The sequence below is a fragment of the Micromonospora sp. NPDC005257 genome, assembly GCF_042872445.1.
GTDB lineage: Bacteria > Actinomycetota > Actinomycetes > Mycobacteriales > Micromonosporaceae > Micromonospora.
The window spans coordinates 292,203-314,650 of record NZ_JBIAKL010000003.1 but is presented as its reverse complement, the minus strand read 5'-3'; the positions used below and the strand labels follow the sequence as shown (position 1 = coordinate 314,650).

Annotated in this window: 17 protein-coding genes; 7 read left to right on the top strand and 10 right to left on the bottom strand. The window is 72.7% G+C overall.

Annotated elements, in window-relative coordinates:
* The first annotated feature begins 9 nt into the window (after window positions 1–9).
* Window positions 10–1,455, top strand: coding sequence for a sensor histidine kinase (locus ACFYO8_RS08290; protein ID WP_387189127.1), 1,446 nt, complete (start codon window positions 10–12; stop codon window positions 1,453–1,455).
* Between the two features lie 7 nt (window positions 1,456–1,462).
* On the opposite strand, the gene ACFYO8_RS08285 is transcribed toward ACFYO8_RS08290, so the two are convergent.
* The 4 genes from ACFYO8_RS08285 to ACFYO8_RS08270 form a co-directional block, all read right to left on the bottom strand.
* Window positions 1,463–2,386, bottom strand: coding sequence for a TAXI family TRAP transporter solute-binding subunit (locus ACFYO8_RS08285; RefSeq protein WP_387187912.1), 924 nt, complete (start codon window positions 2,384–2,386; stop codon window positions 1,463–1,465).
* Window positions 2,387–2,475: 89 nt separating this feature from the next.
* Window positions 2,476–3,123, bottom strand: coding sequence for a hypothetical protein (locus tag ACFYO8_RS08280; protein ID WP_355097117.1), 648 nt, complete (start codon window positions 3,121–3,123; stop codon window positions 2,476–2,478).
* Between the two features lie 109 nt (window positions 3,124–3,232).
* Window positions 3,233–4,030 carry a peroxide stress protein YaaA gene (yaaA, locus tag ACFYO8_RS08275; protein WP_354867332.1) on the bottom strand — a complete coding sequence of 266 codons (798 nt, stop codon included), beginning with the start codon at window positions 4,028–4,030 and terminating at the stop codon, window positions 3,233–3,235.
* A 22-nt stretch (window positions 4,031–4,052) separates the two neighbouring features.
* A complete protein-coding gene (locus ACFYO8_RS08270) occupies window positions 4,053–5,657 on the bottom strand; it encodes a hypothetical protein (protein WP_357706935.1) in 1,605 nt (534 codons plus the stop codon).
* Window positions 5,658–5,775: 118 nt separating this feature from the next.
* On the opposite strand from ACFYO8_RS08270, the gene ACFYO8_RS08265 reads away from it, so the two are divergent.
* Window positions 5,776–6,819: a phosphatase domain-containing protein gene (locus ACFYO8_RS08265; RefSeq protein WP_354867328.1), complete on the top strand. Its 1,044-nt coding sequence runs from the start codon at window positions 5,776–5,778 to the stop codon at window positions 6,817–6,819.
* A gap of 61 nt (window positions 6,820–6,880) precedes the next feature.
* On the opposite strand, the gene glgB is transcribed toward ACFYO8_RS08265, so the two are convergent.
* From glgB to glgA, 5 genes are all read right to left on the bottom strand, one after another.
* Entirely contained in the window at window positions 6,881–8,989 is a 2,109-nt protein-coding gene (gene glgB, locus ACFYO8_RS08260) for a 1,4-alpha-glucan branching protein GlgB (RefSeq protein ID WP_355096076.1), read from the bottom strand.
* Window positions 8,977–11,079 carry a maltotransferase domain-containing protein gene (locus ACFYO8_RS08255; RefSeq protein ID WP_355096078.1) on the bottom strand — a complete coding sequence of 701 codons (2,103 nt, stop codon included), beginning with the start codon at window positions 11,077–11,079 and terminating at the stop codon, window positions 8,977–8,979. The genes glgB and ACFYO8_RS08255 overlap by 13 nt, the downstream gene beginning before the upstream one ends.
* Before the next feature lie 100 nt (window positions 11,080–11,179).
* On the bottom strand, window positions 11,180–12,025 hold the full coding sequence (locus ACFYO8_RS08250) for an SDR family oxidoreductase (protein WP_357706930.1): 846 nt from the start codon (window positions 12,023–12,025) through the stop codon (window positions 11,180–11,182).
* Entirely contained in the window at window positions 12,007–12,930 is a 924-nt protein-coding gene (locus tag ACFYO8_RS08245) for a class I SAM-dependent methyltransferase (RefSeq protein ID WP_355094507.1), read from the bottom strand. The genes ACFYO8_RS08250 and ACFYO8_RS08245 overlap by 19 nt, the downstream gene beginning before the upstream one ends.
* A 53-nt stretch (window positions 12,931–12,983) precedes the next feature.
* The gene (gene glgA, locus ACFYO8_RS08240) at window positions 12,984–14,195 is read right to left on the bottom strand and encodes a glycogen synthase (RefSeq protein WP_355094508.1); all 1,212 of its coding nucleotides are present in this window, start codon (window positions 14,193–14,195) and stop codon (window positions 12,984–12,986) included.
* A gap of 93 nt (window positions 14,196–14,288) precedes the next feature.
* Here glgA and glgC point away from each other — a divergent pair, with 93 nt between their 5' ends.
* The 3 genes from glgC to wecB all read left to right on the top strand — a co-directional run bounded on the left by glgC (window position 14,289) and on the right by wecB (window position 18,540).
* Entirely contained in the window at window positions 14,289–15,521 is a 1,233-nt protein-coding gene (gene glgC / locus ACFYO8_RS08235) for a glucose-1-phosphate adenylyltransferase (RefSeq protein WP_354867315.1), read from the top strand.
* Between the two features lie 34 nt (window positions 15,522–15,555).
* Window positions 15,556–17,199: a phosphoglucomutase (alpha-D-glucose-1,6-bisphosphate-dependent) gene (gene pgm, locus ACFYO8_RS08230; RefSeq protein ID WP_355094510.1), complete on the top strand. Its 1,644-nt coding sequence runs from the start codon at window positions 15,556–15,558 to the stop codon at window positions 17,197–17,199.
* A gap of 216 nt (window positions 17,200–17,415) precedes the next feature.
* On the top strand, window positions 17,416–18,540 hold the full coding sequence (wecB, locus tag ACFYO8_RS08225; RefSeq protein ID WP_355094512.1) for a non-hydrolyzing UDP-N-acetylglucosamine 2-epimerase: 1,125 nt from the start codon (window positions 17,416–17,418) through the stop codon (window positions 18,538–18,540).
* Between the two features lie 29 nt (window positions 18,541–18,569).
* Here the strand turns inward: wecB and ACFYO8_RS08220 are convergent, their stop codons facing one another.
* Window positions 18,570–19,916, bottom strand: a complete 1,347-nt coding sequence (locus ACFYO8_RS08220; RefSeq protein WP_355094514.1) for a hypothetical protein — start codon at window positions 19,914–19,916, stop codon at window positions 18,570–18,572.
* Between the two features lie 486 nt (window positions 19,917–20,402).
* Here ACFYO8_RS08220 and ACFYO8_RS08215 point away from each other — a divergent pair, with 486 nt between their 5' ends.
* Both ACFYO8_RS08215 and ACFYO8_RS08210 read left to right on the top strand, forming a co-directional pair.
* Complete coding sequence (locus ACFYO8_RS08215) at window positions 20,403–20,828, top strand: hypothetical protein (protein WP_355094516.1); 426 nt, start codon at window positions 20,403–20,405, stop codon at window positions 20,826–20,828.
* 107 nt (window positions 20,829–20,935) lie between these two features.
* Window positions 20,936–22,438 carry a hypothetical protein gene (locus ACFYO8_RS08210; RefSeq protein WP_357706926.1) on the top strand — a complete coding sequence of 501 codons (1,503 nt, stop codon included), beginning with the start codon at window positions 20,936–20,938 and terminating at the stop codon, window positions 22,436–22,438.
* Window positions 22,439–22,448 lie beyond the last annotated feature (10 nt).

Sequence of the window (22,448 nt, the reverse complement as noted above, 5' to 3'; positions counted from 1 at the left end):
GAGGGGCCCGTGCGCCGCCGGCTGGTGATCAGCTACCTGCTGTTGATGGTGCTGGTCCTGCTCGCCCTGGAGACCCCGCTGGCGGCCACCCTCGCGACCCGGGAGACCGACCGGGTACGCGCCGACCGCCTCGCGGACGCCACCCGCTTCGCCTCGCTGGCCGGGCCCGCGTTGCGGGGTGGCAGTCCCGGCCCGCTGGACGGGGAACTGGCCGCCTACGAGGCGCTGTACGGCATCGGCGCGGCGGTGGTCGACCGGGAACGGCGCACCGTGGTCGCCTCCTCCGGTTGGGAGCCGGACGAGGGCGCCGGCCCGGCGCTCGACACCGCGCTCTCCGGACAGCAGTTCAGCGGCCCGGAGTCGGTCTGGCCCTGGGACAGCGCGCCGGTGGTGACGGCCGTGCCGATCAACGACGGCGGCGAGGTGCTCGGCGCCGTGGTCACGACCAGCCCGGCGGACGGGGTGCGCCGCTCCGTCGCCCTGTGGTGGCTGCTGCTGGCCGGCATCGGCCTGCTGGCGGTGCTGGCCTGCGTCTCGACCGCGTTCGGGCTGGCTGGCTGGGTGCTGCGCCCGGTCACCGAACTGGACGCGGTGACCCACGAGATCGCCGAGGGCCGCCGCACCGCGCGGGTCCGCCCCCGGCTCGGCCCGCCCGAACTGCGCCGGCTGGCGACCAGCTTCAACGACATGGCCGACGCGGTCTCCGACGTGATGGACCGGCAACGCGCCTTCGTCGCGCACGCCAGCCACCAGCTCCGCAACCCGCTCACCGCGCTACGGCTGCGGGTGGAGGAACTGGGTCCCAACCTCACCGACCCGGACGGACGCGCCGAGCACCGGCTGGCGCTGGAGGAGACCGACCGGCTCGCCACTGTGCTCGACGCGCTGCTCACCCTGGCCCGCGCCGAGCGGGAGGAGAACCAGCGGGTCACTGTGGACGCCACCGCCACGGCCGCCTCCCGGGTGGCGGCCTGGCTGCCGCTGGCCCGGCACCGCGAGGTCGCGCTCCGCCTCGACGTGGAAGACGCGCCGGTGTACGCCCGGACCGTGCCGACCGCCATCGACCAGGCGCTCGACGCCCTGATCGACAACGCCGTGAAGTTCAGCGGCACCGGGGGAGAGGTGACGGTGACCGTACGCGCCGGCGGCGGCGGCGGGACGGTGCTGACGGTCAGCGACACCGGTCCGGGCATGACGGCGAGTCAGCTCGACCAGGCCACCGAGCGGTTCTGGCGGGCGCCGGACGCGCAGAACGTGGACGGCGTGGGTCTCGGCCTGACCATCGCGGCGGTGCTCGTGGACGCCTCCGACGGCCGGCTCACCATGCGTCAGGGCGAGCCCCGGGGCCTCGTCGCCGAGCTGTGGTTCCCGGCGCCCGCCGACGACCCGCCCGCGGTCGTCGACCTGCCCGGGGCCGTCGCGCCGCACGAGGCCGTCGAGCCGGCCCGGCGCTGACCCGGCGTCAGGGCTTCGCGTCGCGATACCACTGCGCCGCGCCCGGATGCAGCGGCAGCGGGGTGGTGACGATGGCCGACCGAGGGCTCATCCGTCCCGCCGCCGGGTGGGCGGCGGCCAGCTCCTGCCGGCGATCCATCAGCAGCCGGGTCACCTCCCGCACCAGCGCGGTGGGCAGGCCGGCGCGGACGATCAGGTAGTTCGGGTTCGCCACGGTGCTGACCGGGTCGGCCCGGTAGACCGAGCGCGGCACGTCCCGGGTCACGTAGACCTGCCCGTACGCCCGGCGCAGCGGCTCGGTCCAGGCGCCCAGGTCGACGATCCGCAGCGAGGTCCGCTGGGCCAGGTCGGCGACGCCGCGCACGGGTAGCCCGCCGGAGAAGAAGAACGCGTCGATCCGTCCCTCCCGCAGGGCCGCCACCGAGTCGTCCAGCCCCAGGTGCTCCTGGCGTATCCGGTCGCCGTCGAGCTGGGCCACCGCCAGCAGGCGGGTCGCGGTGATCTCCGTGCCGGAGCCGTCGGCGCCCACCGACACCCGCCGGCCGCGCAGGTCGCCGAGCGTGCGGATCGGCCCGCCGGCGCGGGTGACCAGGTGCAGCAGGTCGTCGTAGACCCGGGCCACCGCCAGCACCGACGGATGCGCGGGCTCGCGCGGCGGCAGCACGTCGGCCTGGGTGAAGCCCAGTTCCGCCTCCCCGGCGCCGACCAGCCGGACGTTCTGCGCCGAGGCGGCGGTGACCACCACCTCGGCCCGCACGCCGGGCAACTCCCGGTTGAGCAGCGCCGCGAGCGACTTGCCGAAGGCGTGGTAGACGGCGGTGGGGCTGCCGGTCGCGATCCGGATGCGGGTCGGCTCGGACGGCTCGTCCCGGCACCCGGCAGGCCCGGTGACGAGCAGGAGCACCAGCACGAGCGGGGCGGCGGCGCGCACAGGCCAGTGTCGGCTCACGGGCTGCACTCTGCGCCGTGCACCCGTCGCCGCGCAAGCCCGGACCGGGCACCCTGCCGCCCGTGCACCGGTCAGCTCGCCGGGGCCAGCTCCGCGCTCTCCGTGATCCGGTTCCGGTGCTCGCCGTTCGCCACCACCACGAGGAAGCAGCCCGAGCCGGGCCGCAGCGCCGCCGGCACGTCCAGCAGCGCGGCGCCGCGTACCAGCACCGCCGCCAGGTCGCGGTCGGCGAGCCGGATGCCGAGGCAGTGCCGGCGTACGTGCCGGCCGCCGGCGAGCAGCGCCGCCCGCCAGGCCGCCGCGGCCAGCCGGGGCCGCCACAGTCGCCGCGCCGCCGAGGCGCCGGGGAACGGCCCGCCGAGCAGCTCCCGGCGGCCCTGCCGCCAGCCCGTGGTCAGCAGATTCGCGTACGCCGCCCGGTGCTCCTGCGGCACCGAGAGCCGGTGCAGTTCGTAGCGGCGGCGCAGGCCACCGGTGGTCAGATCGTGCTCCACCGGCACGTCGAGGCGGCCCAGGAGCTGCCGCATCCGGTGTGCCGCGTCCTCGCTGTTGAACTCGGCGATCCCCACCCGGTGCGGTCCGGAGTCGAGCCGGCGTACGCCGGCGGCCGGCGGCGGCGTGCAGCGCATCATGCAGGCGATCTCGAAGGCGTCGGTCAGGGGCAGCCACGCCAGCGGCGGTGGCGACGTGCGCGGGCGGTCGAGCAGCGTGGTGAGCATCGGCGCGGCTCCTCGGTCAGATTCGGGGTGCCTCTACCGTGGCCCCCGAGCGCCGGGCCGGGAACCGCTGCGCCCGAGCCTTGAGCAAAATTTGCGGGAAGCCCGCGCCTCAGAGTTCGGTGACCACGAGGTCGACCTGCCGGGGCCGGCCGGCCGCCCGGGGCGCCTCCTCGACCGTGTACTTCAGCTCCCGCAACGCGCCCACCAGCGCGTCGGCGGTGCGCGGCCGGGCGCCGGTGAGCAGCAGATCCCGCACCAGCCGGCCCTTCGTGGCCTTGTTGAAGTGGCTCACCACCGACCGGGTGGGCGTGCCGTCCACGGTGCGTTCGTGCAGCACCCGCACCGTCACCGTGCGTTCGGCGAGCGCGCCGCGCGGCGTCCAGGTGGCCGCGTACGCGCCGGAGCGCAGGTCCAGCACCGGGCCACGCCCGGCGGCGGACTCCAGCACCGGGCCGAGCGCCACCCGCCAGTAAGCCGACAGCGCCCCCGGCCCGGGCAGCCGCGCCCCGATCGGGCAGCGGTACGGCGGGATCCGGTCGGCGAGGCGTACCGCGCCCCACAGGCCGGAGCTGATCAGCACCTGGCGGCGGGCCGCCCGCTGCGCGTCCGGGGGCAGCGTGTCCAGGCCCAGCGCCTCGTAGAGCACCCCGGTGTAGAGCCGTCCGGCCGGTGCGGTGGCCGCCTCCCGCAGCCGGGCGTTGCGCCGCAGCTCGCCGCGCTGTCCCTCGGTCAGGCCCAGCGCGTTCCGGGCCGCCGTCTCGTCCGGCCCGGCGCACAGGTCGACGAGCGCGGCCAGCACGGCCTCCCGGGCCGGGTTCAGCTCGGTCAGGGACAGCCGGGACAGGTCCAGCCTGCGGCCGGTGCCGGCCTCGGCCTTCCCCTCCGACGGGGGTAGCAGGATGAGCATCGGCACAGCGTACGGGCCGGGTTCAGCGCCACGGCCGCACGGCACGGTCGGGGTGGTACACGCGACTGCCGCCCACCTCGGCCACCATCGCCGCGTCGGCGCGGTCGCCCAGCAGCCGCCGCAGCGTGCGCTCGGCCGGGGAGCCGACGGCCAGCACGTACCCGGGCCGCGCAGCGCGCGCCACCCGCTGCCAGTACGCCGGATAGCGGTTCTGCCCCGGCGTGAGCGCGCCGTCGAGCACCCCGCAGGCGACCGTCTCCCCGGTGTTGAAGATCAACCGGTTGCAGATCCAGTAGTCCGCGTACACCTCGCGCAGCCCGGCGGCCCGCACCGTGTCGGCCAGGCGGCGGGCCGTGCGCTCCTCGTCCCGCACCGCCGGCACGCCGGCCAGGAACGCCACGGTGCCGGCGATCGTGGCGGCGGTCAGCCCGGCCAGCACCGCCGCCGCGGTGGCGCCGCCGAGCCGGGCGGACCGTCCGGCGGCGCCCCGCAGCGCGTGCGCGGCGGCCAGCCAGAGCGGCCACAGCACGGCCGGCAGCGAAATCTGGAGCACCGACAGGTAGCGGGCGTTGCCGAGCGGGTCGGTCGCGGCGAGCGGGCTGCGCACGTATGCCAGAAGCGTCAGCGCCGCGCCCACCACCAGGGCGAGGATCGCCACGGCCCGGACCCGCGCGGCGTGGTCGGCGGCCCGGCGGTACGCGCGCAGCCCGAGCCCGGCGGCGGCCACCAGCAGCACCGGATAGAGCACGCCGAACCACTGCGCCCAGCGTGCGCAGCCGTCCATCGGGCACAGGCCCGACGCCAGCGGCACGCCCTCCAGCAGCCCGCCGCGCAGCCGCTCGGCCAGCGACGGCGCGACCCCCTCCTTGGTGCTGATCTCGCGGAACACCGACAGCGAGTCCTGCCCGGGCGGCGCGACGAGGTTGTCCTTGATCACCGGCACGATCCCGGCCAGGAAGCCCGCCACCAGCAGCACACCCGGCCAGCCGATCAGATCCCGGGGCACCGCCACTGCGAGCACCACGGCGGCCACCAGCAGGTACGGCGCGATCAGCCAGTCCGACCACAGCGACAGCCCGGCGAGCAGCCCGAACGCGCCGGTGGCCAGCCAGTGGTGCCGGACCCGCCGGTCGCCGAGGGCCACCGCGATCAACAGCATCGCCAGCACCGCCGGTTTGACCTCGGGACGGCCGCCGACCACGGTGAGCTGGTCGCGGACCACCCGCTCCGAGCCGAGCGCCAGCAGGCCCACCACGACGACGGCGAGCCACGGGGAGAACAGGCGGCGGGTCAGCCGGTAGGCCAGCCACAGGAAGGCCGCGAAGAGCGCGAGCAGCGGCAGCCGCAGCAGCGGCCAGCTCGGCCCGGCCCAGCCGACCAGCGGCGCGGCCAGGTACGACTCCAGCACGCCCATGTAGCGCTGGCCGTAGAGGAAGACCGGCCGCTCACCGCGCTCGGCGATGTGCAGCGCGGCCAGGCCGAACGTGGCCTCGTCGCTGTTCGACGCGGGCACCGTGAACAGCGTCAGCACCAGCCGGTAGCCGACACCCGCGACGCCGAGCAGCAGCGCCACCAGCGCCGGCGCGTCCGGACGCGGCCGTACCGGGTCCTGCTTCGTCGTCGACACGACCAACGCCCCCGTCGTCGTCCCGACCGCAGTCTGTCACGGCGGCGGCCGGGCCCGGGGCGGATCGGCGTGGATCACTCGCGTGGCCGGGCCGGGCGGGTTGTGGCACTGTTGCCGTGTGCCGCCCACACCACCGGACCAGCTCGCCGTCCCGCAACTGCACCGCGCCGCGCGCTTCGAGGACGCCGTGCACGGCCTGGTGGAGCGCCGGTTGCGGCGCACCGGGTGGCAGCCCAACATCGTCGCGTACGCGGGCTACGGCGCCCCGGGCTGGGCGCGCGTGCTCTGCCGGGTGCTGCTCGGGCGTCCGGACACCCGGCGGCGGGGCCGGCTGGACAAGGTGCGGGGCTGGCGCAGCTTCGCCACCCTGCCCGCCAAGCACGTCCGGGTGACCATCGAGGCCAACGGCGTGCGCCAGGAGGTGACCGCCGACCGCAGCGGCTTCGTCGACGCCGTGATCGAGGCCGACTTCACCCCCGGCTGGGGCTGCGTACGCCTCAGCGTCGCCGACGCCGAACCGGTGGAGGCGCTGGTCCGCGTCCTCGACCCGGCCGTGCGCTTCGGCATCCTCTCCGACATCGACGACACGGTCATGGTGACCGCGCTGCCCCGGCCGCTGCTCGCCGCGTGGAACACGTTCGTGCTGGACGAGCACGCCCGCAACGCCGTGCCCGGCATGGCCGTGCTGTACGAGCGGCTGGCCACCGCCCACCCGGGCGCGCCGGTCTTCTACCTGTCCACCGGCGCCTGGAACGTCGCGCCCACGCTCACCCGGTTCCTGTCCCGGCACCTCTACCCGGCCGGGCCGCTGCTGCTCACCGACTGGGGTCCGACGGCGGACCGGTGGTTCCGCAGCGGCCGGGAACACAAGCGGGCCACGCTGGCCCGGCTGTCCCGGGAGTTCCCCGAGGTGCGGTGGCTGCTGATCGGCGACGACGGGCAGCACGACCCGGAGATCTACCGGGAGTTCGCCGCCGCGCACCCGGACAACGTGGCGGGGGTGGCGATCCGGCAGCTGTCGCCGACCCAGTCGGTGCTGGCCGGCAGCCTGCCCGCGCCCGGAGAGCGTTCCTCGTCGTCCGGCCCGGTGGGCCAGAAGTGGCTGAGCGCCCCCGACGGCGCCGGCCTATGGAAGCTCCTCCGCGAAGCCGACCTGGTCTGACCCCCCACGCGGTCGATCATGAGGTCGACGGCCTTGTGGAGATCCACAAGTGTCGTCAAGCTCATGATCGACGGGGCGTCAGCCAGAGCACGCCGAGTGGGGGGACCCGCAGGGAGACCGACGCCGGGAGGCCGTGCCAAGGGGTGTTCTCCGCGTGCACCTCGCCCAGGTTGCCCACGCCGGAACCGCCGTAGTGGTGGGCGTCGGTGTTCAGCGCCTCGGCCCACGTCCCGGCGGCCGGCAGGCCGATCCGGTAGTCCTCCAGCGGTGTGGCGGAGAAGTTGGCCACGCACACGAGCGTCCGGCCGTCCGGGGCGATCCGGATGAACGAGACCGCGTTGTTGGCGACGTCGTCCCCGGCGATCCAGCGGAAACCCGCCGGGTCGGTGTCCTGCGCCCACAGCGCCGGGGTGTCCCGGTAGACCCGGTTCAGGTCGGCGACCAGGCGCTGCACGCCCGCGCGCGCCGGGTCGTGGGTGAGGTACCAGTCGAGGCCGCGCTCCTCGCTCCACTCCCGGTCGTCGGCCAGCTCGCAGCCCATGAAGAGCAACTGCTTGCCCGGGTGCGCCCACATGTACGCCAGCAGGGCACGCGTGGTGGCCAGCCGCTGCCACGTGTCGCCGGGCATCTTGCCCGCGAGGGAGCCCTTGCCGTGCACCACCTCGTCGTGGCTGATCGGCAGCAGGTAGTTCTCGCTCCACGCGTACGCCAGCGAGAACGTCAGCTGATGGTGGTGGTGCTGCCGGTAGATCGGGTCCTTCGAGGTGTAGAGCAGGGTGTCGTGCATCCAGCCCATGTTCCACTTGAACCCGAATCCGAGCCCGCCCTCGGAGGTCGGCTTGGTGACGCCGGGCCAGGCGGTGGACTCCTCGGCGATCATCAGCACGCCCGGGTGGTGCCGGTAGACGGTCGCGTTGACCTCCTGGAGGAACGCGATCGCCTCCAGGTTCTCCCGGCCGCCGTGCACGTTCGGGGCCCACTGCCCATCGGACCGGGAGTAGTCCAGGTAGAGCATCGAGGCCACCGCGTCCACGCGTAGCCCGTCGATGTGGAACTCGTCGAGCCAGTACAGCGCGTTGGCGACGAGGAAGTTGCGCACCTCGTTGCGGCCGAAGTCGAAGACGTACGTGCCCCAGTCGGGGTGCTCGCCGCGACGCGGGTCGGGGTGCTCGTACAGCGGGGTGCCGTCGAAGCGCGCGAGGGCCCACTCGTCCTTGGGGAAGTGCGCCGGCACCCAGTCCAGGATCACCCCGATCCCGGCGGCGTGCAGCCGGTCGACCAGGTGGCGGAAGTCGTCCGGGTCGCCGAACCGGGCGGTCGGCGCGTAGTAGCCGGTGACCTGATAGCCCCACGAGCCGCCGAACGGGTGCTCCATCACCGGCAGGAACTCCACGTGGGTGAAGCCCATCTCCAGCACGTACGCGGTGAGCTGCTCGGCCAGCTCCCGGTAGCCGAGGCCGGGTCGCCAGGAGCCCAGGTGCACCTCGTACACGCTCATCGGCTCCTGGTGCGGCGCCTGCCGCGACCGGCGCGCGAGCCAGTCCGCGTCGCCCCACTCGTACCGTGACTCGTGCACCACCGACGCGGTGGCCGGCGGCACCTCGGTGCGCGCGGCCATCGGGTCGGCCTTGTCCCGCCACCGGCCGTCGGCGCCGAGGACGCGGAACTTGTAGCGGCTGCCCACCGGCAGGCCCGGTACGAAGATCTCCCACACGCCGCTGGAGCCGAGCGACCGCATCGGCCATCCGTCGTCCGGCGCCCAGCCGGTGACGTCGCCGACGAGTCGCACGGCGCGCGCGTTGGGCGCCCAGACGGTGAACGCGACGCCCTCGTCGAAGACCCGGGCGCCGAGCGCCGACCAGAGCCGCTCGTGCCGGCCCTCGCCGATCAGGTGCAGGTCCAGGTCTCCGAGGGTGGGCGGATAACGGTACGGGTCGTCGTACGTCGTGCCGTCCACCTCGACCCGGTAGTCGAGCACCTCGCCGGGGAGCACCGCCTCGAAGACACCGGCGTCGTGCAACCGCTTCATCGGGTGCCGGTCGCCGTCGGCGAGCACCGTCACCTCGCCCGCGCCCCGGCGCAGCGTCCGGATCGTGGTGCTCCCGTCGGCGAGGTGCGCGCCGAGCACGGCGTGCGGGTCGTGTACCTCGCCGGCGATCAACTGGTCCATCGGGTGTCGTCCTTGTCGGCCGGTGCGGTCGGGGCGGTGCCGCCGGAGAGGTCGGCGGGTACGTCTTCGACCGTGAGGTCGGGCGCGGCCGTCTCCGGTGCGACCGACTGCGCCGGATCGGGCGCGGCCGGGCGGCGCACGGTGAGCACGTGCGCGGGTTGCAGGTACGGGTCGAGGCGTACGGCGTTGCGCTGCCCCCAGTCGTACTCGGCGCCGGTCAGCTCGTCGCGCACGGTGAACCGTTCGTGCCAGTCCATGCCGAGCTCCGGCATGTCGAGCGTGGTGTTGCCCCACTGCACCGCGCGGGAGTCGAACGAGCAGACCACGATCACCGTGTTGCCGGTCTGGAGGTCGTGCTTCGACCAGCACAACAGCGCCGGGTTGTCGATGTCGTGGAACCGCAGGTTGCGCAGCTGGTGCAGGGCGGGGTTGTCCCGGCGTACCCGGTTCAGCGTGGTGATGAACGGCGCCAGCGAGCGGCCCTGCGCCAGCGCGGCGTCCCAGTCCCGGGGGCGCAGCTCGTACTTCTCGTTGTCCAGGTACTCCTCGGCGCCCGGCCGCGCGACGTGCTCGAACAGCTCGAACCCGGCGTACATGCCCCACGAGGGGGACAGCAGCGCGGCCAGCACCGCCCGGATCTTGAACATCGGCGGACCGCCGTGCTGCAACGAGGAGTGCAGGATGTCCGGGGTGTTCGGCCAGAAGTTCGGCCGCATGTAGTCGGCCGCCTCGATCAGCTCCTCGCAGTACTCCCGCATCTCGGCCGCCGTCGTGCGCCAGGTGAAGTAGGTGTACGACTGGGTGAAGCCGATCCTGCCGAGCCCGTGCATGATCGCCGGCCGGGTGAACGCCTCGGCCAGGAACAGCACGTCCGGGTCGACGGCTTTGACCTCGGCGATCAGCCACTGCCAGAAGTCGAACGGCTTGGTGTGCGGGTTGTCCACCCGGAAGATCCGGATGCCCTCGCCCACCCAGTGCAGCACCACCCGCAGCACCTCGGCCCGGATGCCGTCGGGGTCGTTGTCGAAGTTGACCGGGTAGATGTCCTGGTACTTCTTCGGCGGGTTCTCCGCGTACGCGATGCTGCCGTCGGCCCGGGTGGTGAACCACTCCGGGTGCTCGGTGACCCACGGGTGGTCCGGCGCGCACTGCAACGCCAGGTCCATCGCCACCTCCAGCCCCTGCTCGGCGGCGGCGACGACGAAGTCGCGGAAGTCCTCCGGCGTACCCAGGTCGGGGTGGATGGCGTCGTGGCCGCCCTCGGCCGCGCCGATCGCCCACGGGGAGCCGACGTCGTCCGGCCCGGCGGTGAGCGCGTTGTTGCGGCCCTTGCGGTTGACCCGGCCGATCGGGTGGATCGGCGGCAGGTAGAGCACGTCGAAGCCCATCGCCGCGACACCCGGCAACCGCTCCGTGGCGGTGGCGAACGTGCCGGAACGGGCCGGCGCGTCCACGGTCGCCGGGATCGCGCCCTCGGAGCGGGGAAAGAACTCGTACCAGGCGGAGAAGAGCGCCCGGGGCCGGTCCACCCACAGCGTGCGCTCGTCGCCGGTGGTGACCAGTTCGCGCACCGGGTACGCCCAGAGCAGGTCGGCCAGATCCAGCGCCCCGCTCACCCGCCGCGGCAGGTCCAGGCCGTCGTCGGCGAGGGCCCGCGCGGCCTCGCGTACGCGATCACGGTCGGCCCTCGGCACCAGGTCGAGCGCGGCGGTGAGCACGCGCGCGCCCTCGGCCAGGTCGTTCGCCAGCTCGGCCGCGCCCTGGCCGGCGGCGAGCTTCTTGGTGACCGCGTTCTGCCAGGTGAGGTACGGGTCCTGAAACGCCTCCACGGCGAAGCGCCACAGACCCACCGCGTCCGGGCGGATGGTGGCGTGCCAGCGGTCCTGGCCGGGCTCGCCGGAGCGCATCCGGGTGAACGGGCGGGCGGCGCCGTCCGGGCCGAGCCAGACCACGTTGCACCCGAGCGCGTCGTGGCCCTCGCGGTAGGCCCGCGCCGACACCGGCACGACCTCGCCGACCACTGCCTTGGCCGGGTAGCGACCGCAGGAGACGACGGGGGAGACGTCTTCGATCGGGAACCGTCCAGTCACCCGCTCAACCTACTGCGCGAGATCCTCTCGCGCTCGGTTGCGCCTGCTTCCACGGCGACGCGCCGGACGCGCCCGTGCCCGGGTGGGCGGGCCTGCCGGGTCAGTGCCGGGCCCGCCACGCCCGGGCACGCCGCATGTAGCGCAGCACCCCGGCCGGCCCGGTGGAGACGGGCCAGTCGTCGGTGCGGAAGTAGGCGTCCGAGCCACCGTCCAGGAAGATCACCGAACCGCAGAGGAAGTCGGCGGCCGGCGACAGCATGAACGCGACCCACTCGCCGACGTCCGCCGGCCTGCCGCGCCCGCCGATCGGCACCGGAAGCCCTTCGACCGCCCCCTTCTCGCCCCGGGCGATCTGCTCCTCCAGCAGCGGGGTGGCGATGATGCCGGGGGCCAGGACGTTCACCCGGATGCCGGCGCCGGCCCACTCCGGCGAGATCGCGGCGCGGCGTGCCCACCGCGTCACCGCCAGCTTCGAGCTCGCGTACGCGAACGGCGCCGAGCGCTTGCCGAAGCGCCCCACCACGCGCAGCGCCCTGCCGGCGTCGCGGTCGAGCAGCGCCCGCACCGCGCGCTCCGGCACCATCGGGGTGAGCGTGACGGAGTTCGAGCCGAACACCACGACCTTGCTGTTGCCGGCGGTGGCCAGCGCCGGTCGCCACGCCTCGAGCAGCTCCACCACGCCGAAGAAGTTGACCTGCTGCACGAGCGGGTCCCGGCCGGGGATGCCGCCGAGCCCGGCGGCGCAGACCGCCCCGTCGAGCCGCCCTCCGGCGCGCTCCAGCACCTCGGTCGCCGCCGCCGCGCGCCCGGTCGGCGTGGAGAGGTCGGCGACGACCTCCACGTCCCGCAGGTCCACGCCGACGACGGTGTGCCCGTCGCGCCGCAGCCGCTCGGCGGACGCCCGGCCCATGCCCGAGGCCGCGCCGGTCACCGCGTACGTACCCATGTCGGTTCCTCTCCGCTTCGCCGACGGCCGGTCCGGGCCGGCCTCGTGCGTCTTGCCGGATGCTGGCACGCCCGGCGGCGCCGGGTGCGACGATCGCGACAAAAATCGGCGGCAATAACCGGCGGCCGGCCGACGACGGCGACGCCCCGTACCACCCGCGGGTGCTGGCTCCGCGTCCAGCTCGTCCGCTGCGCGACGAACACGAACTCCCGATCGGGGCGATCAGGCGCCTCCCGCACGTCGAGCACCCGGTATCCGGCGGCGGTCAGGCTCGACTCGACCTCGTCGCGCTCGCGGAACCGCAGCGTCGAGTCCGACGTGACCACTGCCCCGTCGGCCAGGAACCGGTAGGTGAAGCGGAAGGAGACGAACGGCAGGTCGATCGCGGTGACCCGAAAACGCCGTTCCACCCGTCCGACGCCCGGGACGGGTCGGACGACCGGGCCGGTATCCGTCGCCCACTCCTCCCAGGCGCGATGGTCGGGACGCCGGGTCTCGAAGACGAGATGCCCCTCCGGTCGGAGCGCGGCGTGGATGCTCTGGAGCGTCCGTCCCCAGTCGGCATCGGTCAGGAAGACCTGCGCCACGTTCCCGGTCATCGTGGCCAGGTCGGCGTCGAGCGCAGGCAGCGCCGCGGCTTCGCCGTGGATCCAGCGGACCGTGCCGGCCTCGTCCTTGGCCCGCGCGACGTCGAGGGACGCCTCGGCCGGGTCGACGCCGACGACCGCGTGCCCGTGCCGGGCCAGCAGGACCGCCAGCGACCCGGTCCCGCAGCCCACGTCGAGCACCGTGTGCGCGCCCAGCTCACTGGCGAGCGCGAGGTAGGCGGCCAGGTCGTCCCGGTCGGAGTCGAAGGCGTCGTAGACCGGCGCGAGGCGCGGATGGGCGAAGATCGCATCCGGCATCCGGCGACCCTAACCGCACCCGTTAAGAAGGGGCCCTTCCTCTACCGGAGGCGTTAAGAAGGGGCCCCTCCTTGCACCCCCACCGAGCGGTACACCTCGATCGTCTGGCGGGCGATCGCGTCCCAGGAGAAGTGCTCCACCGCGCGCCGCCGCCCGGCCGCCCCGAACGCCGCGATCCGCTCCGGGTCGGCCAGCAGCTCGTTGATCCGCGCGGCCAGGTCGGCCACGAAACGCTCCGGGTCCAGCGGCGTGCCGGAGCCGTCGCCGGCCTGCTCGATCGGCACCAGCAGCCCGGTCTCGCCGTCGGCCACCACCTCGGGGATGCCGCCGGTGGCGGTCGCCACCACCGCCGTCTCGCAGGCCATCGCCTCCAGGTTGACGATGCCCATCGGCTCGTACACGGACGGGCAGGCGAAGACCGTGGCGTGGGTGAGCACCTGGATCACCTCGTGCTTGGGCAGCATCGCCGCCACCCAGACCACTCCGGAGCGCTTCTCCCGCAGCTCCGCCACGAGGCCCTCCACCTCGGCGGCGATCTCCGGGGTGTCCGGCGCGCCGGCGAGCAGCACCAGCTGGACGTCGGCGGGCAGGTCCCGGGCGGCGCGCAGCAGGTAGGGCAGGCCCTTCTGCCGGGTGATCCGCCCGACGTAGACCACGCTGGGCCTCCCCGGGTCGATGCCGAGCCGGTCGAGCACGTCGGTGCCCGGGTCCGGGGCGTACTGCGCGGTGTCGATGCCGTTGTAGACCACGCGTACCCGGTCCGGGTGCACCGCCGGGTACGCGGTCAGCACGTCGCGACGCATCCCCTCGCTGACCGCGATGATCGCGTCGGCCGCCTCGAACGCGGTCCGCTCGCACCAGGAGGAGAGCGCGTACCCGCCGCCGAGCTGCTCGGCCTTCCACGGCCGCAGCGGCTCCAGGCTGTGCGCGGTCACCACGTGCGGCACCCCGTGCAGCAGCTTCGCGGTGTGCCCGGCCAGGTTGGCGTACCAGGTGTGGCTGTGCGCCACGTCGGTGCCGGTCGTGCCGGCGGCCATCTCCAGGTCGACGCCCATCACCCGCAGCGCGGCGTTCGCGCCGGCCAGCGCGGCCGGTTCGGCGTACGCGGTGACGCCCGGCTCGTCGCGGGGCGCGCCGAAGCAGTGCACCCGCACGTCGGCGAGCCGGCGCAGCTCGCGGGCGAGGTATTCGACGTGCACCCCGGCGCCGCCGTACACCTCCGGCGGGTACTCGCGGGTGAGCAGGTCGACGCGCATCGGTGCCATGCCCGCACCCTAGTGCAGAGCGCCACATCGTACGCGGTCGCAAGTGTGGGCGTCCGAGTGGTGAAGTCGGTTCCAGGTGGATAGCGTCTGAGCATGGCTGCCAAGGTGCTCGCGATCGTCCTGGCCGGCGGGGAGGGCAAGCGCCTGATGCCCCTGACCACCGACCGGGCGAAGCCTGCCGTCCCCTTCGGCGGGATGTACCGGATGGTCGACTTCGTCCTGTCGAATCTGGCGAACGCCGGCTTCCTCAAGATCGTCGTGCTGACCCAGTACAAGTCCCACTCCCTGGACCGGCACATCACCAAGACCTGGCGGATGTCGACGCTGCTGGGCAACTACGTCACACCGGTGCCCGCGCAGCAGCGCCGCGGCCCGTGGTGGTTCGCCGGCTCGGCCGACGCGATCTACCAGAGCTTCAACCTGATCAACGACGAGCAGCCGGACTACGTGATCGTCTTCGGCGCCGACCACATCTACCGGATGGATCCCCGGCAGATGGTCGAGGATCACATCGCCTCCGGCGCCGGGGTGACGGTGGCCGGCATCCGGCAGCCGCTGTCGACTGCCGACCAGTTCGGCGTGATCGAGGTCGGCCAGGACGGCAAGCGCATCCGCGCGTTCCGGGAGAAGCCCACCGACGCGGTCGGGCTGCCGGACGCGCCGGACGAGATCTACGCCTCGATGGGCAACTACGTGTTCACCACCCGCGCGCTGTGCGAGGCGGTCGAGCGCGACGCGGCGGACAAGACCAGCAAGCACGACATGGGCGGCAGCATCATCCCGATGCTCGTCGAGCGCGGCGAGGCCAACGTCTACGACTTCAAGGACAACGAGGTGCCGGGCAGCACCGACCGCGACCGCGGCTACTGGCGGGACGTGGGGACGCTCGACTCGTTCTACGACGCGCACATGGACCTGATCAACGTGCACCCCGTGTTCAACCTCTACAACTTCGAGTGGCCGATCTACACCGAGCAGCCGCCGTACCCGCCCGCCAAGTTCGTGCACGCCTGGGGCGAGCGGGTGGGCCGCGCGGTCAGCTCGATGGTCTCGCCCGGCTCGGTGATCTCCGGCTCGCTGGTGGAGAACTCGATCGTGTCGCCGAAGGTGAAGGTCCACTCCTGGGCGCACGTCGACGGCGCGGTGCTGATGGAGGGTGTCCAGATCGGCCGCCACGCTGTCGTCCGGCGCGCGATCCTGGACAAGAACGTCCACGTCCCGGAGGGTGCCGAGATCGGCGTCGACCTGGAGAAGGACCGCCAGCGCTACACCGTGTCCGACAACGGCGTCGTCGTCATCGGCAAGGGCCAGCGCGTCGAACCCTGAGCAGTCCCACGGCTTTCCCGAGGAGGATCCCGCAGTGGCCCACCCCCGTGCCGGCCAGCCCGCGCAGCCCGACGATCTGGTCGACGTGCCCCGGCTGGTCACCGCCTACTACGCCGAGCACCCGGACCCGGACGACCCGGCGCAGCAGGTCTCCTTCGGCACCTCCGGGCACCGCGGGTCCAGCCTGCGCAACGCCTTCAACTCCGACCACATCCTCGCTGTCACGCAGGCGCTCTGCGACTACCGGCGCGAGCAGGGCCTTTCCGGGCCGCTGTTCCTCGGCCGGGACACCCACGCACTCTCCGCGCCCGCCGAGGCCGACGCGCTGGAGGTGCTCGCCGCGAACGACGTCACTGTGCTGCGCGACAGCCGCGACGGCTACACCCCGACGCCCGCCGTCTCGCACGCCATCCTCACCCACAACCGGGGGCGGACCAGCGGCCTCGCCGACGGCATCGTGATCACCCCGTCGCACAACCCGCCGTCCGACGGCGGGTTCAAGTACAACCCCACCCATGGCGGGCCCGCCGACACCGACGCCACGAAGTGGATCCAGGACCGCGCGAACGCCATCCTCGCCGCCGGGCTCAAGGAGGTGAGACGCATCCCGTACGCCCGGGCGCGTGCCGCCGGCACCACCGGGGGGTACGACTTCCTCGCCCGGTACGTCGACGACCTGCCCGCCGCGCTGGACATCGACGCGATCCGCGACGCCGGGGTGCGCATCGGCGCGGACCCGATGGGCGGGGCGAGCGTGGCGTACTGGGGGGAGATCGCCGACCGGCACCGCCTCGACCTGACCGTGATCAACCCGCTCGTGGACCCGACGTGGCGGTTCATGACGCTCGACGGCGACGGCAAGATCCGGATGGACTGCTCGTCGCCGAACGCGATGGCCTCGCTGATCGCGGCCCGGGACGACTACGCCGTCTCCACCGGGAACGACGCCGACGCCGACCGCCACGGCATCGTCACCCCCGACGGTGGCCTGATGAACCCCAACCACTACCTGGCCGTGGCGATCGGCCACCTGTTCCGTACCCGGGAGCGGTGGAGTCCGGCCGCGGCGGTGGGCAAGACGCTCGTCTCCTCCTCGATGATCGACCGGGTGGCGGCCGACCTCGGCCGCCCGCTGCTGGAGGTGCCGGTCGGCTTCAAGTGGTTCGTGCCCGGCCTGCTCGACGGCGCCGTCGGCTTCGGCGGCGAGGAGAGCGCCGGCGCGTCGTTCCTGCGCCGCGACGGCGGCACCTGGACCACCGACAAGGACGGCATCCTGCTCTGCCTGCTCGCCGCCGAGATCATCGCCACCACCGGCCGTACGCCCAGCGAGCACTGGGCCGACCTGGCCGGCCGCTTCGGCGCGCCCGCGTACGCCCGGATCGACGCCCCGGCAGACCGGACGCAGAAGGCCGTGCTCGCGAAGCTCTCGCCGGAGCAGGTGACCGCCACGGAGCTGGCCGGCGAGCCGATCACCGCGATCCTCACCACCGCGCCCGGCAACGGCGCCGCGATCGGCGGCCTGAAGGTGACCACCGAGTCGGGCTGGTTCGCCGCCCGCCCGTCCGGCACCGAGGACGTCTACAAGATCTACGCCGAGTCGTTCCAGGGCCCGGAGCACCTGGCCCGGATCCAGGAGGAGGCCAAGGCCCTCGTCGACGGCGTGCTCGCCACCGCCTGACCGGGTCATCGGGGCGGGGCAGCTCCCGGCGGTTGAGGTGCTCCCGCAACCCGTCCGGCAACAGTCCCGGAGCTGGTCGGGCAGCAGTCCGAACAGGTATCCCGCCACCGGCACAGCTCACCACAGCGTCCAGGACCTCGGAGTAACTCCGTCGAGGATCTCTCGTTGAGGCGACAGCGGCGGCAAGTGCCGATTGTCGGTACGGATGGGAGACGGATGACTCGCGTGATGACGGTGGTCGGCACCCGGCCGGAGATCATCCGGCTGGCTCGGGTGCTCGACCGGCTGGACCGGACCGTCGAGCACGTGCTCGTGCACACCGGCCAGAACTGGGATCCCGCACTTTCCGAGATTTTCTTCACCGAGCTGCGCCTACGCCAGCCGGACCTCTACCTGAATGTGGACACCTCTTCGCTCGGACGGGTCCTCGCCGGGGTGCTGACCGGTGTCGAGCAGGCCATCGCGGACGTCCGTCCGGACGCGCTGCTGGTGTTGGGCGACACGAACAGCTGTATCGCCGCACTGATGGCCCGGCGGATGCGGATTCCCGTCTATCACATGGAGGCGGGCAACCGGTGCTTCGACCTGAACGTGCCGGAGGAGACGAACCGGCGGCTGGTGGACCACGTCGCGGACTTCAACCTCGTCTACACCGAACACGCCCGCCGGAACCTGCTGGCCGAGGGGTTGCATCCCCGTCGGATCCTGCACACCGGCTCACCGATGCGGGAGGTGCTGGAGCACTATCTGCCCGACATCGACCGGTCCACGATCCTCGATCGCCTGCTCATGTCACCCGGCGGATATTTCCTCGTCAGCGCGCATCGGCAGGAGAATGTCGACCGGCCGGACCGGCTCAACCGGTTGCTCGACTGCCTTCGGGCGGTCCAGGAGGAGTGGGGGCTGCCCGTGCTGGTGTCGACCCATCCGCGAACCCGTAAGCGGCTGGAGGCTCTCGCCCTCGATCCGACCGTTCTGGAGGGCATCGCCTTCCACGAGCCGTTCGGCCTCATCGACTATGTCTGCCTGCAACGGCAGGCGCGCTGCACGCTCTCCGACAGCGGCACGGTAAGCGAGGAGGCCGCCATCCTCGGCTTCCCGGCGGTGACGTTGCGCGACTCCATCGAGAGACCCGAGGCGCTCGACGCCGGGGGCATCGTGATGACCGGGCTCGACCCGGCGGGCGTGGTGGAGGCGGTCCGGGTGGTGGTCGACCAGGTGACGGCGGAGGGGGTGCCCTGCCCGGCCGACTACCGGGTCGCCGACACCTCACGGCGGGTGGTGGACTTCATCCTTTCGACGGTCCGCCGTCATCACGACTGGGCGGGCATCCGCCGCTGACGTCTCGGGCGGCCGCCGCGGTAGCCCGCTCAGTTCTCCGAGCCGGCGGCGCTCACCTGCCGGACCTGGGCCATCCCGGTCGTGGCGGTCCGGGCCGGCTGCTGCGCCGTGGCCGATGCCGGGCGCGTCTGTGCCCGGCGGCGGCGTGAGAGCGCCACAACCGCGATCACCGCCGCCGTGGACACCTCCGCCACGGTGGTCGCGCCGGCCGTCCCCGCCGGACCGAGGTGGGGTAGCTGTACCAGAAGCGTGGTGCCCAGCAGCGCGGCCGGCAACAGCGTCAGGCGTGTCGCGCCGGGGTAGTCGCCGTCGCCGAGGCGGTTGAGGATGACGGCACGGGTGACCGTCATGAAGGGCAGGGCCACCAGCAGGAGCTGCAACCAGCCGGTTGCGGCCTCGGGCAACCGTAGTAGTTCGGTGCAGATCGGGCCAGCGAGCACGAGACCGCAGGCGGCCGTGACCGCTGCCGCGGCGACGACCATGACTTCGCTCTCCCAGCTGGTAGATCCGCCCACCGCAAGTCCGTGTCGCCGACGCACCCGCACCGCCATCGGAACCTGAAGCCCGCCGTAGAGCACCACCGCCATCGCCTGGTATACGGCGTAGACCGCGCCGTAGGTGCCGACGGTGTGCGGTGACGCTGCCATCGACAGCAGGACGCCGCCGCCGCGGCCGGTGAAGGCGTCGCCGAGGCTCAACACCATCAGGTTGCGGTTCAGTCGAAAGGCGGTGAGGGCCGCGCGGACCGAGATTCCTCTCCAGATCGGCGTTCGCCCGCTGGCGCCCCGGCAGGCCAGCACCTCGGCGGCGACGAGCTGGGTGAGCACGCCGACGGCGAGGGCCACGGTGAGCGGGACGTTCGTGAGCAGCAGCGCCAGCGCCAGGCCGCGACCGGTGACGGTCACCACCGCACCGGCGACAAACCTGAACTGACGGGTCAGGTCGGCGGTCAGCAGTTCGAACAGGTTGTTTCCGATGGCCATCACCGCGGCGGCGGCCAGCGCGACGACGTCGTAGCCCCGCTGGCCGTACACGGCGGTGAGACAGCCGGCGGCCATCAACATCACGGGTAACGCGATCACGATCCGCTGGCAGCGCACCGCCAGGCGCTCGTGGTCGTCGCCGGCGGCGTACAGCAGCGACGTCCCACCGGCCAACAGCACGGCCACGCCGGCCAGGGCCGACCCCATGACGGTGTAGGCGGCGATCTCGCCGGTCTGCCCGGAGCGGGCGCTGAGGGCCAGCATCGTGGCGTTGAGAAGGGCGCCCGCGAGCGCCGACGACGCCGTGATGATGGTGTAGCGCCGAGTTCGCGACAGCTTGCCGACGCCGCGCAGCCCGGTGGCGCTCAGCTCGCCGGGATCGGCTGGAGGCACTGGAGATGTCTGTCGTGCGGGTCCGGTCACCGGCGGCCCTCCACCTCGGGGCGTGCGATCCCGCGGTCAGGGACGCAGGCTCCTGAGTTGTACCAGATCAGCCACCTACAGGTGGGTCGATGCGAATTTGTGTGGTTCTCCCGGCGCGATCTGAGGGAAATGCTGCCGAGTTGAGTGCAGTAATTGCTAATTGTCCGGCAAGCCGGAACTTCGTACCGACCTTGGTCGTTGGAGGAAAAGTGCCGGGTGCTGCTCGGCCCAACTGCACCGTCGGAGGCGAGATTGCGAACCATTCGGCATTGGACCCCCGGCTACGTCCTGCACCGCTCCCGCGAGTGGGCCTACCGCCATAGTCATCCGGGTACCCCGTGGCTGACACCGCGGGCGACGGAGCTGCTCGACCAGATGCTGCTGCCCACGGACCGAGGGCTCGAGTTCGGGTCCGGATGGAGCACCCGGTGGTTCGCCCAGCGGATCCACCATCTGGTGAGCGTCGAACACGACCAGACCTGGCACCACGCGGTTTCCCGGCAGCTCAAGGACGACGCGGTCGACAACGTGGACCACCTCTTCGTGCCGCGCGACGTCCCGGAGACGCGCGGCGGTGACAGCGAGTACGTCGGGACCGCCGCGCGATTCGCCGACCAGAGCCTCCATTTCGTCCTCGTCGACGGTATCTACCGCGACCACTGTGCCCGCCAGGCGCTGCCGAAGATCGCGACGGGGGGCATGCTGGTGATCGACAACGTGAACTGGTACCTCCCGTCCGACTCGCGGTCCCCGCACTCGCGATCGCCCGCCGACGGGGCCGCGAGCGACGTGTGGCAAGAGGTCGCCGAAACCGTGGCCGGCTGGCGCACCATCTGGACTTCCTGCGGTGTGACGGACACCGCGATCTTCGTGCGGCCCTGAACGCCGTTCGCCCGTCGTCGGCGGTCCGCACACCCCACATCACCATGCGCGCTGCCCGTTCCCGGGTGGCGGTAGCTTCGGAGGTTGTCGTCCATGAGGGAACCGAGGTGAACGGGCCGGGTGCCGGCACAACGGTGCCGACCCGGCGCTCGTCGGCGAGACACGGGCGCGGGGCCGCCGTCCTGGCCGGCGTGGGCTGGCTGTGCCTCGGCAGCCTTCCGCTCCTGCTCGACACGACGGCCGGACGCGGTCGGTGGGGATTCGACGGCACCGTCCTCTTCGGTGTGCTGTCCGTGCTGTTCGGGCTCTGGGTCTTCTGGCGGGACGGAGGTGCCCGGGTCACCACGGTCGGCGCCTACAACCTCGGGTTCGCGCTCTTCGTCGGCTTCGCCGCCCTGTACCAGGCGCTCGAATCCGGGATCGAGGCTCCGGAGTTCCCGCTGTTCCGTGCCGTCGCGCTCGGCTACTTCGTCCAGGTGTCGACGTGGCTCGTCTTCTGGACGGGCAAGAGCACCCGCGCAACCGCCGGAACGCTCGTGACGACCACACCGGAGGTGGCTCGCTGGGCTGTGCGCTGCGGCGCACTGCTGTTGGCGCTGGCGGTACTGCTGCAACTGTCGTTGCCGGAGCGGTTCCAGCATCTCCTGATCAGCTCTGCGGGGTTCGTCGGGGTCATCATGCTGGGTGTCGGTCTGCTGCCGACGACCCGCAGGAGACCGTCTCTGATGTACGGGCTGGTGCCGGTCGCCGGACTCGTCATCTACTACCTGACTCTCTTCGACAGCTTCGGCCGTCTGGTGCTGGGCGCGCTCGCGCTCGCCCTGGCGGTCATCGTCGCCAATCGGGGCAATGGCCGACCGGTGAAGGCGGTGATGCTGGCCGTGGCTCCGCCGACTCTCGCCTTCCTCGCCAAGATCCGTGCGTCCCCGACGCCGCCTCCCCCCGGTACCCCCAGGACGGAGTGGGACAGCGATGGGCTCTTCTCGGTGGTGGGCCCGTTCCACGACTTCGCTCAACTGTTGAGCCTGAGTGACCTCGGCCTACTGCCCAAGGCGTGGGGGGAGAGCTTCTACGCGGCGGCCGTGATCCTCGTACCCCGTTCCATCTGGGAGGACAAACCGCGCGGCCTGGGCGCGGTGCTCGTGCCCTACCTCTCTCCCCAGTTGGCCGGCACGGAACACTCCGACGCAGCGCTCTTCTTCGGCGAATGGCTCTACAACTTCGGCCTGGCCGGCCTGGTGTTGATGATTCCGATTACCGGGCTGGCGTTGCGAGCGGCGGACCGCGTGGTCCGGGCGGCCAGTAAGCCCTTGATCGGGACGAGGCGCGGGGTGTTGGCGTACGTCGCCGCGATCGTACTGCTCGTCGGGGCACTCGACCTGATCTGGGTCGGCACCGCGACGTTCGCCTCGCGCGCCGGGTGCCGACTGCTGATACTCGCCGCGCTGTTCGCCGTTCATGCCCTGTTCTCCCGTGCGCCCACCGCCGTGCCGCCGCAGAGCCCGCCGTCGCCGTCCCGACCCGTGCCGCACTCGCGGCTGGGTACGACCTCGACGGCGTCCCCGGCCGGCGGCGGCGTTCCCGAGTCCGTTCGCCAGCGTTGTAGATGAGAGAGCGGCC

What these genes read in the sequence shown, in the direction of transcription:
- ACFYO8_RS08280 (WP_355097117.1), bottom strand. Translation starts at nt 3,123, where the DNA reads ATGCTCACCACGCTGCTCGACCGCCCGCGCACGTCGCCACCGCCGCTG.
- yaaA (WP_354867332.1), bottom strand. Translation starts at nt 4,030, where the DNA reads ATGCTCATCCTGCTACCCCCGTCGGAGGGGAAGGCCGAGGCCGGCACC.
- glgB (WP_355096076.1), bottom strand. Translation starts at nt 8,989, where the DNA reads ATGGACCAGTTGATCGCCGGCGAGGTACACGACCCGCACGCCGTGCTC.
- ACFYO8_RS08250 (WP_357706930.1), bottom strand. Translation starts at nt 12,025, where the DNA reads ATGGGTACGTACGCGGTGACCGGCGCGGCCTCGGGCATGGGCCGGGCG.
- ACFYO8_RS08245 (WP_355094507.1), bottom strand. Translation starts at nt 12,930, where the DNA reads ATGCCGGATGCGATCTTCGCCCATCCGCGCCTCGCGCCGGTCTACGAC.
- glgA (WP_355094508.1), bottom strand. Translation starts at nt 14,195, where the DNA reads ATGGCACCGATGCGCGTCGACCTGCTCACCCGCGAGTACCCGCCGGAG.
- glgC (WP_354867315.1), top strand. Translation starts at nt 14,289, where the DNA reads ATGGCTGCCAAGGTGCTCGCGATCGTCCTGGCCGGCGGGGAGGGCAAG.
- wecB (WP_355094512.1), top strand. Translation starts at nt 17,416, where the DNA reads ATGACTCGCGTGATGACGGTGGTCGGCACCCGGCCGGAGATCATCCGG.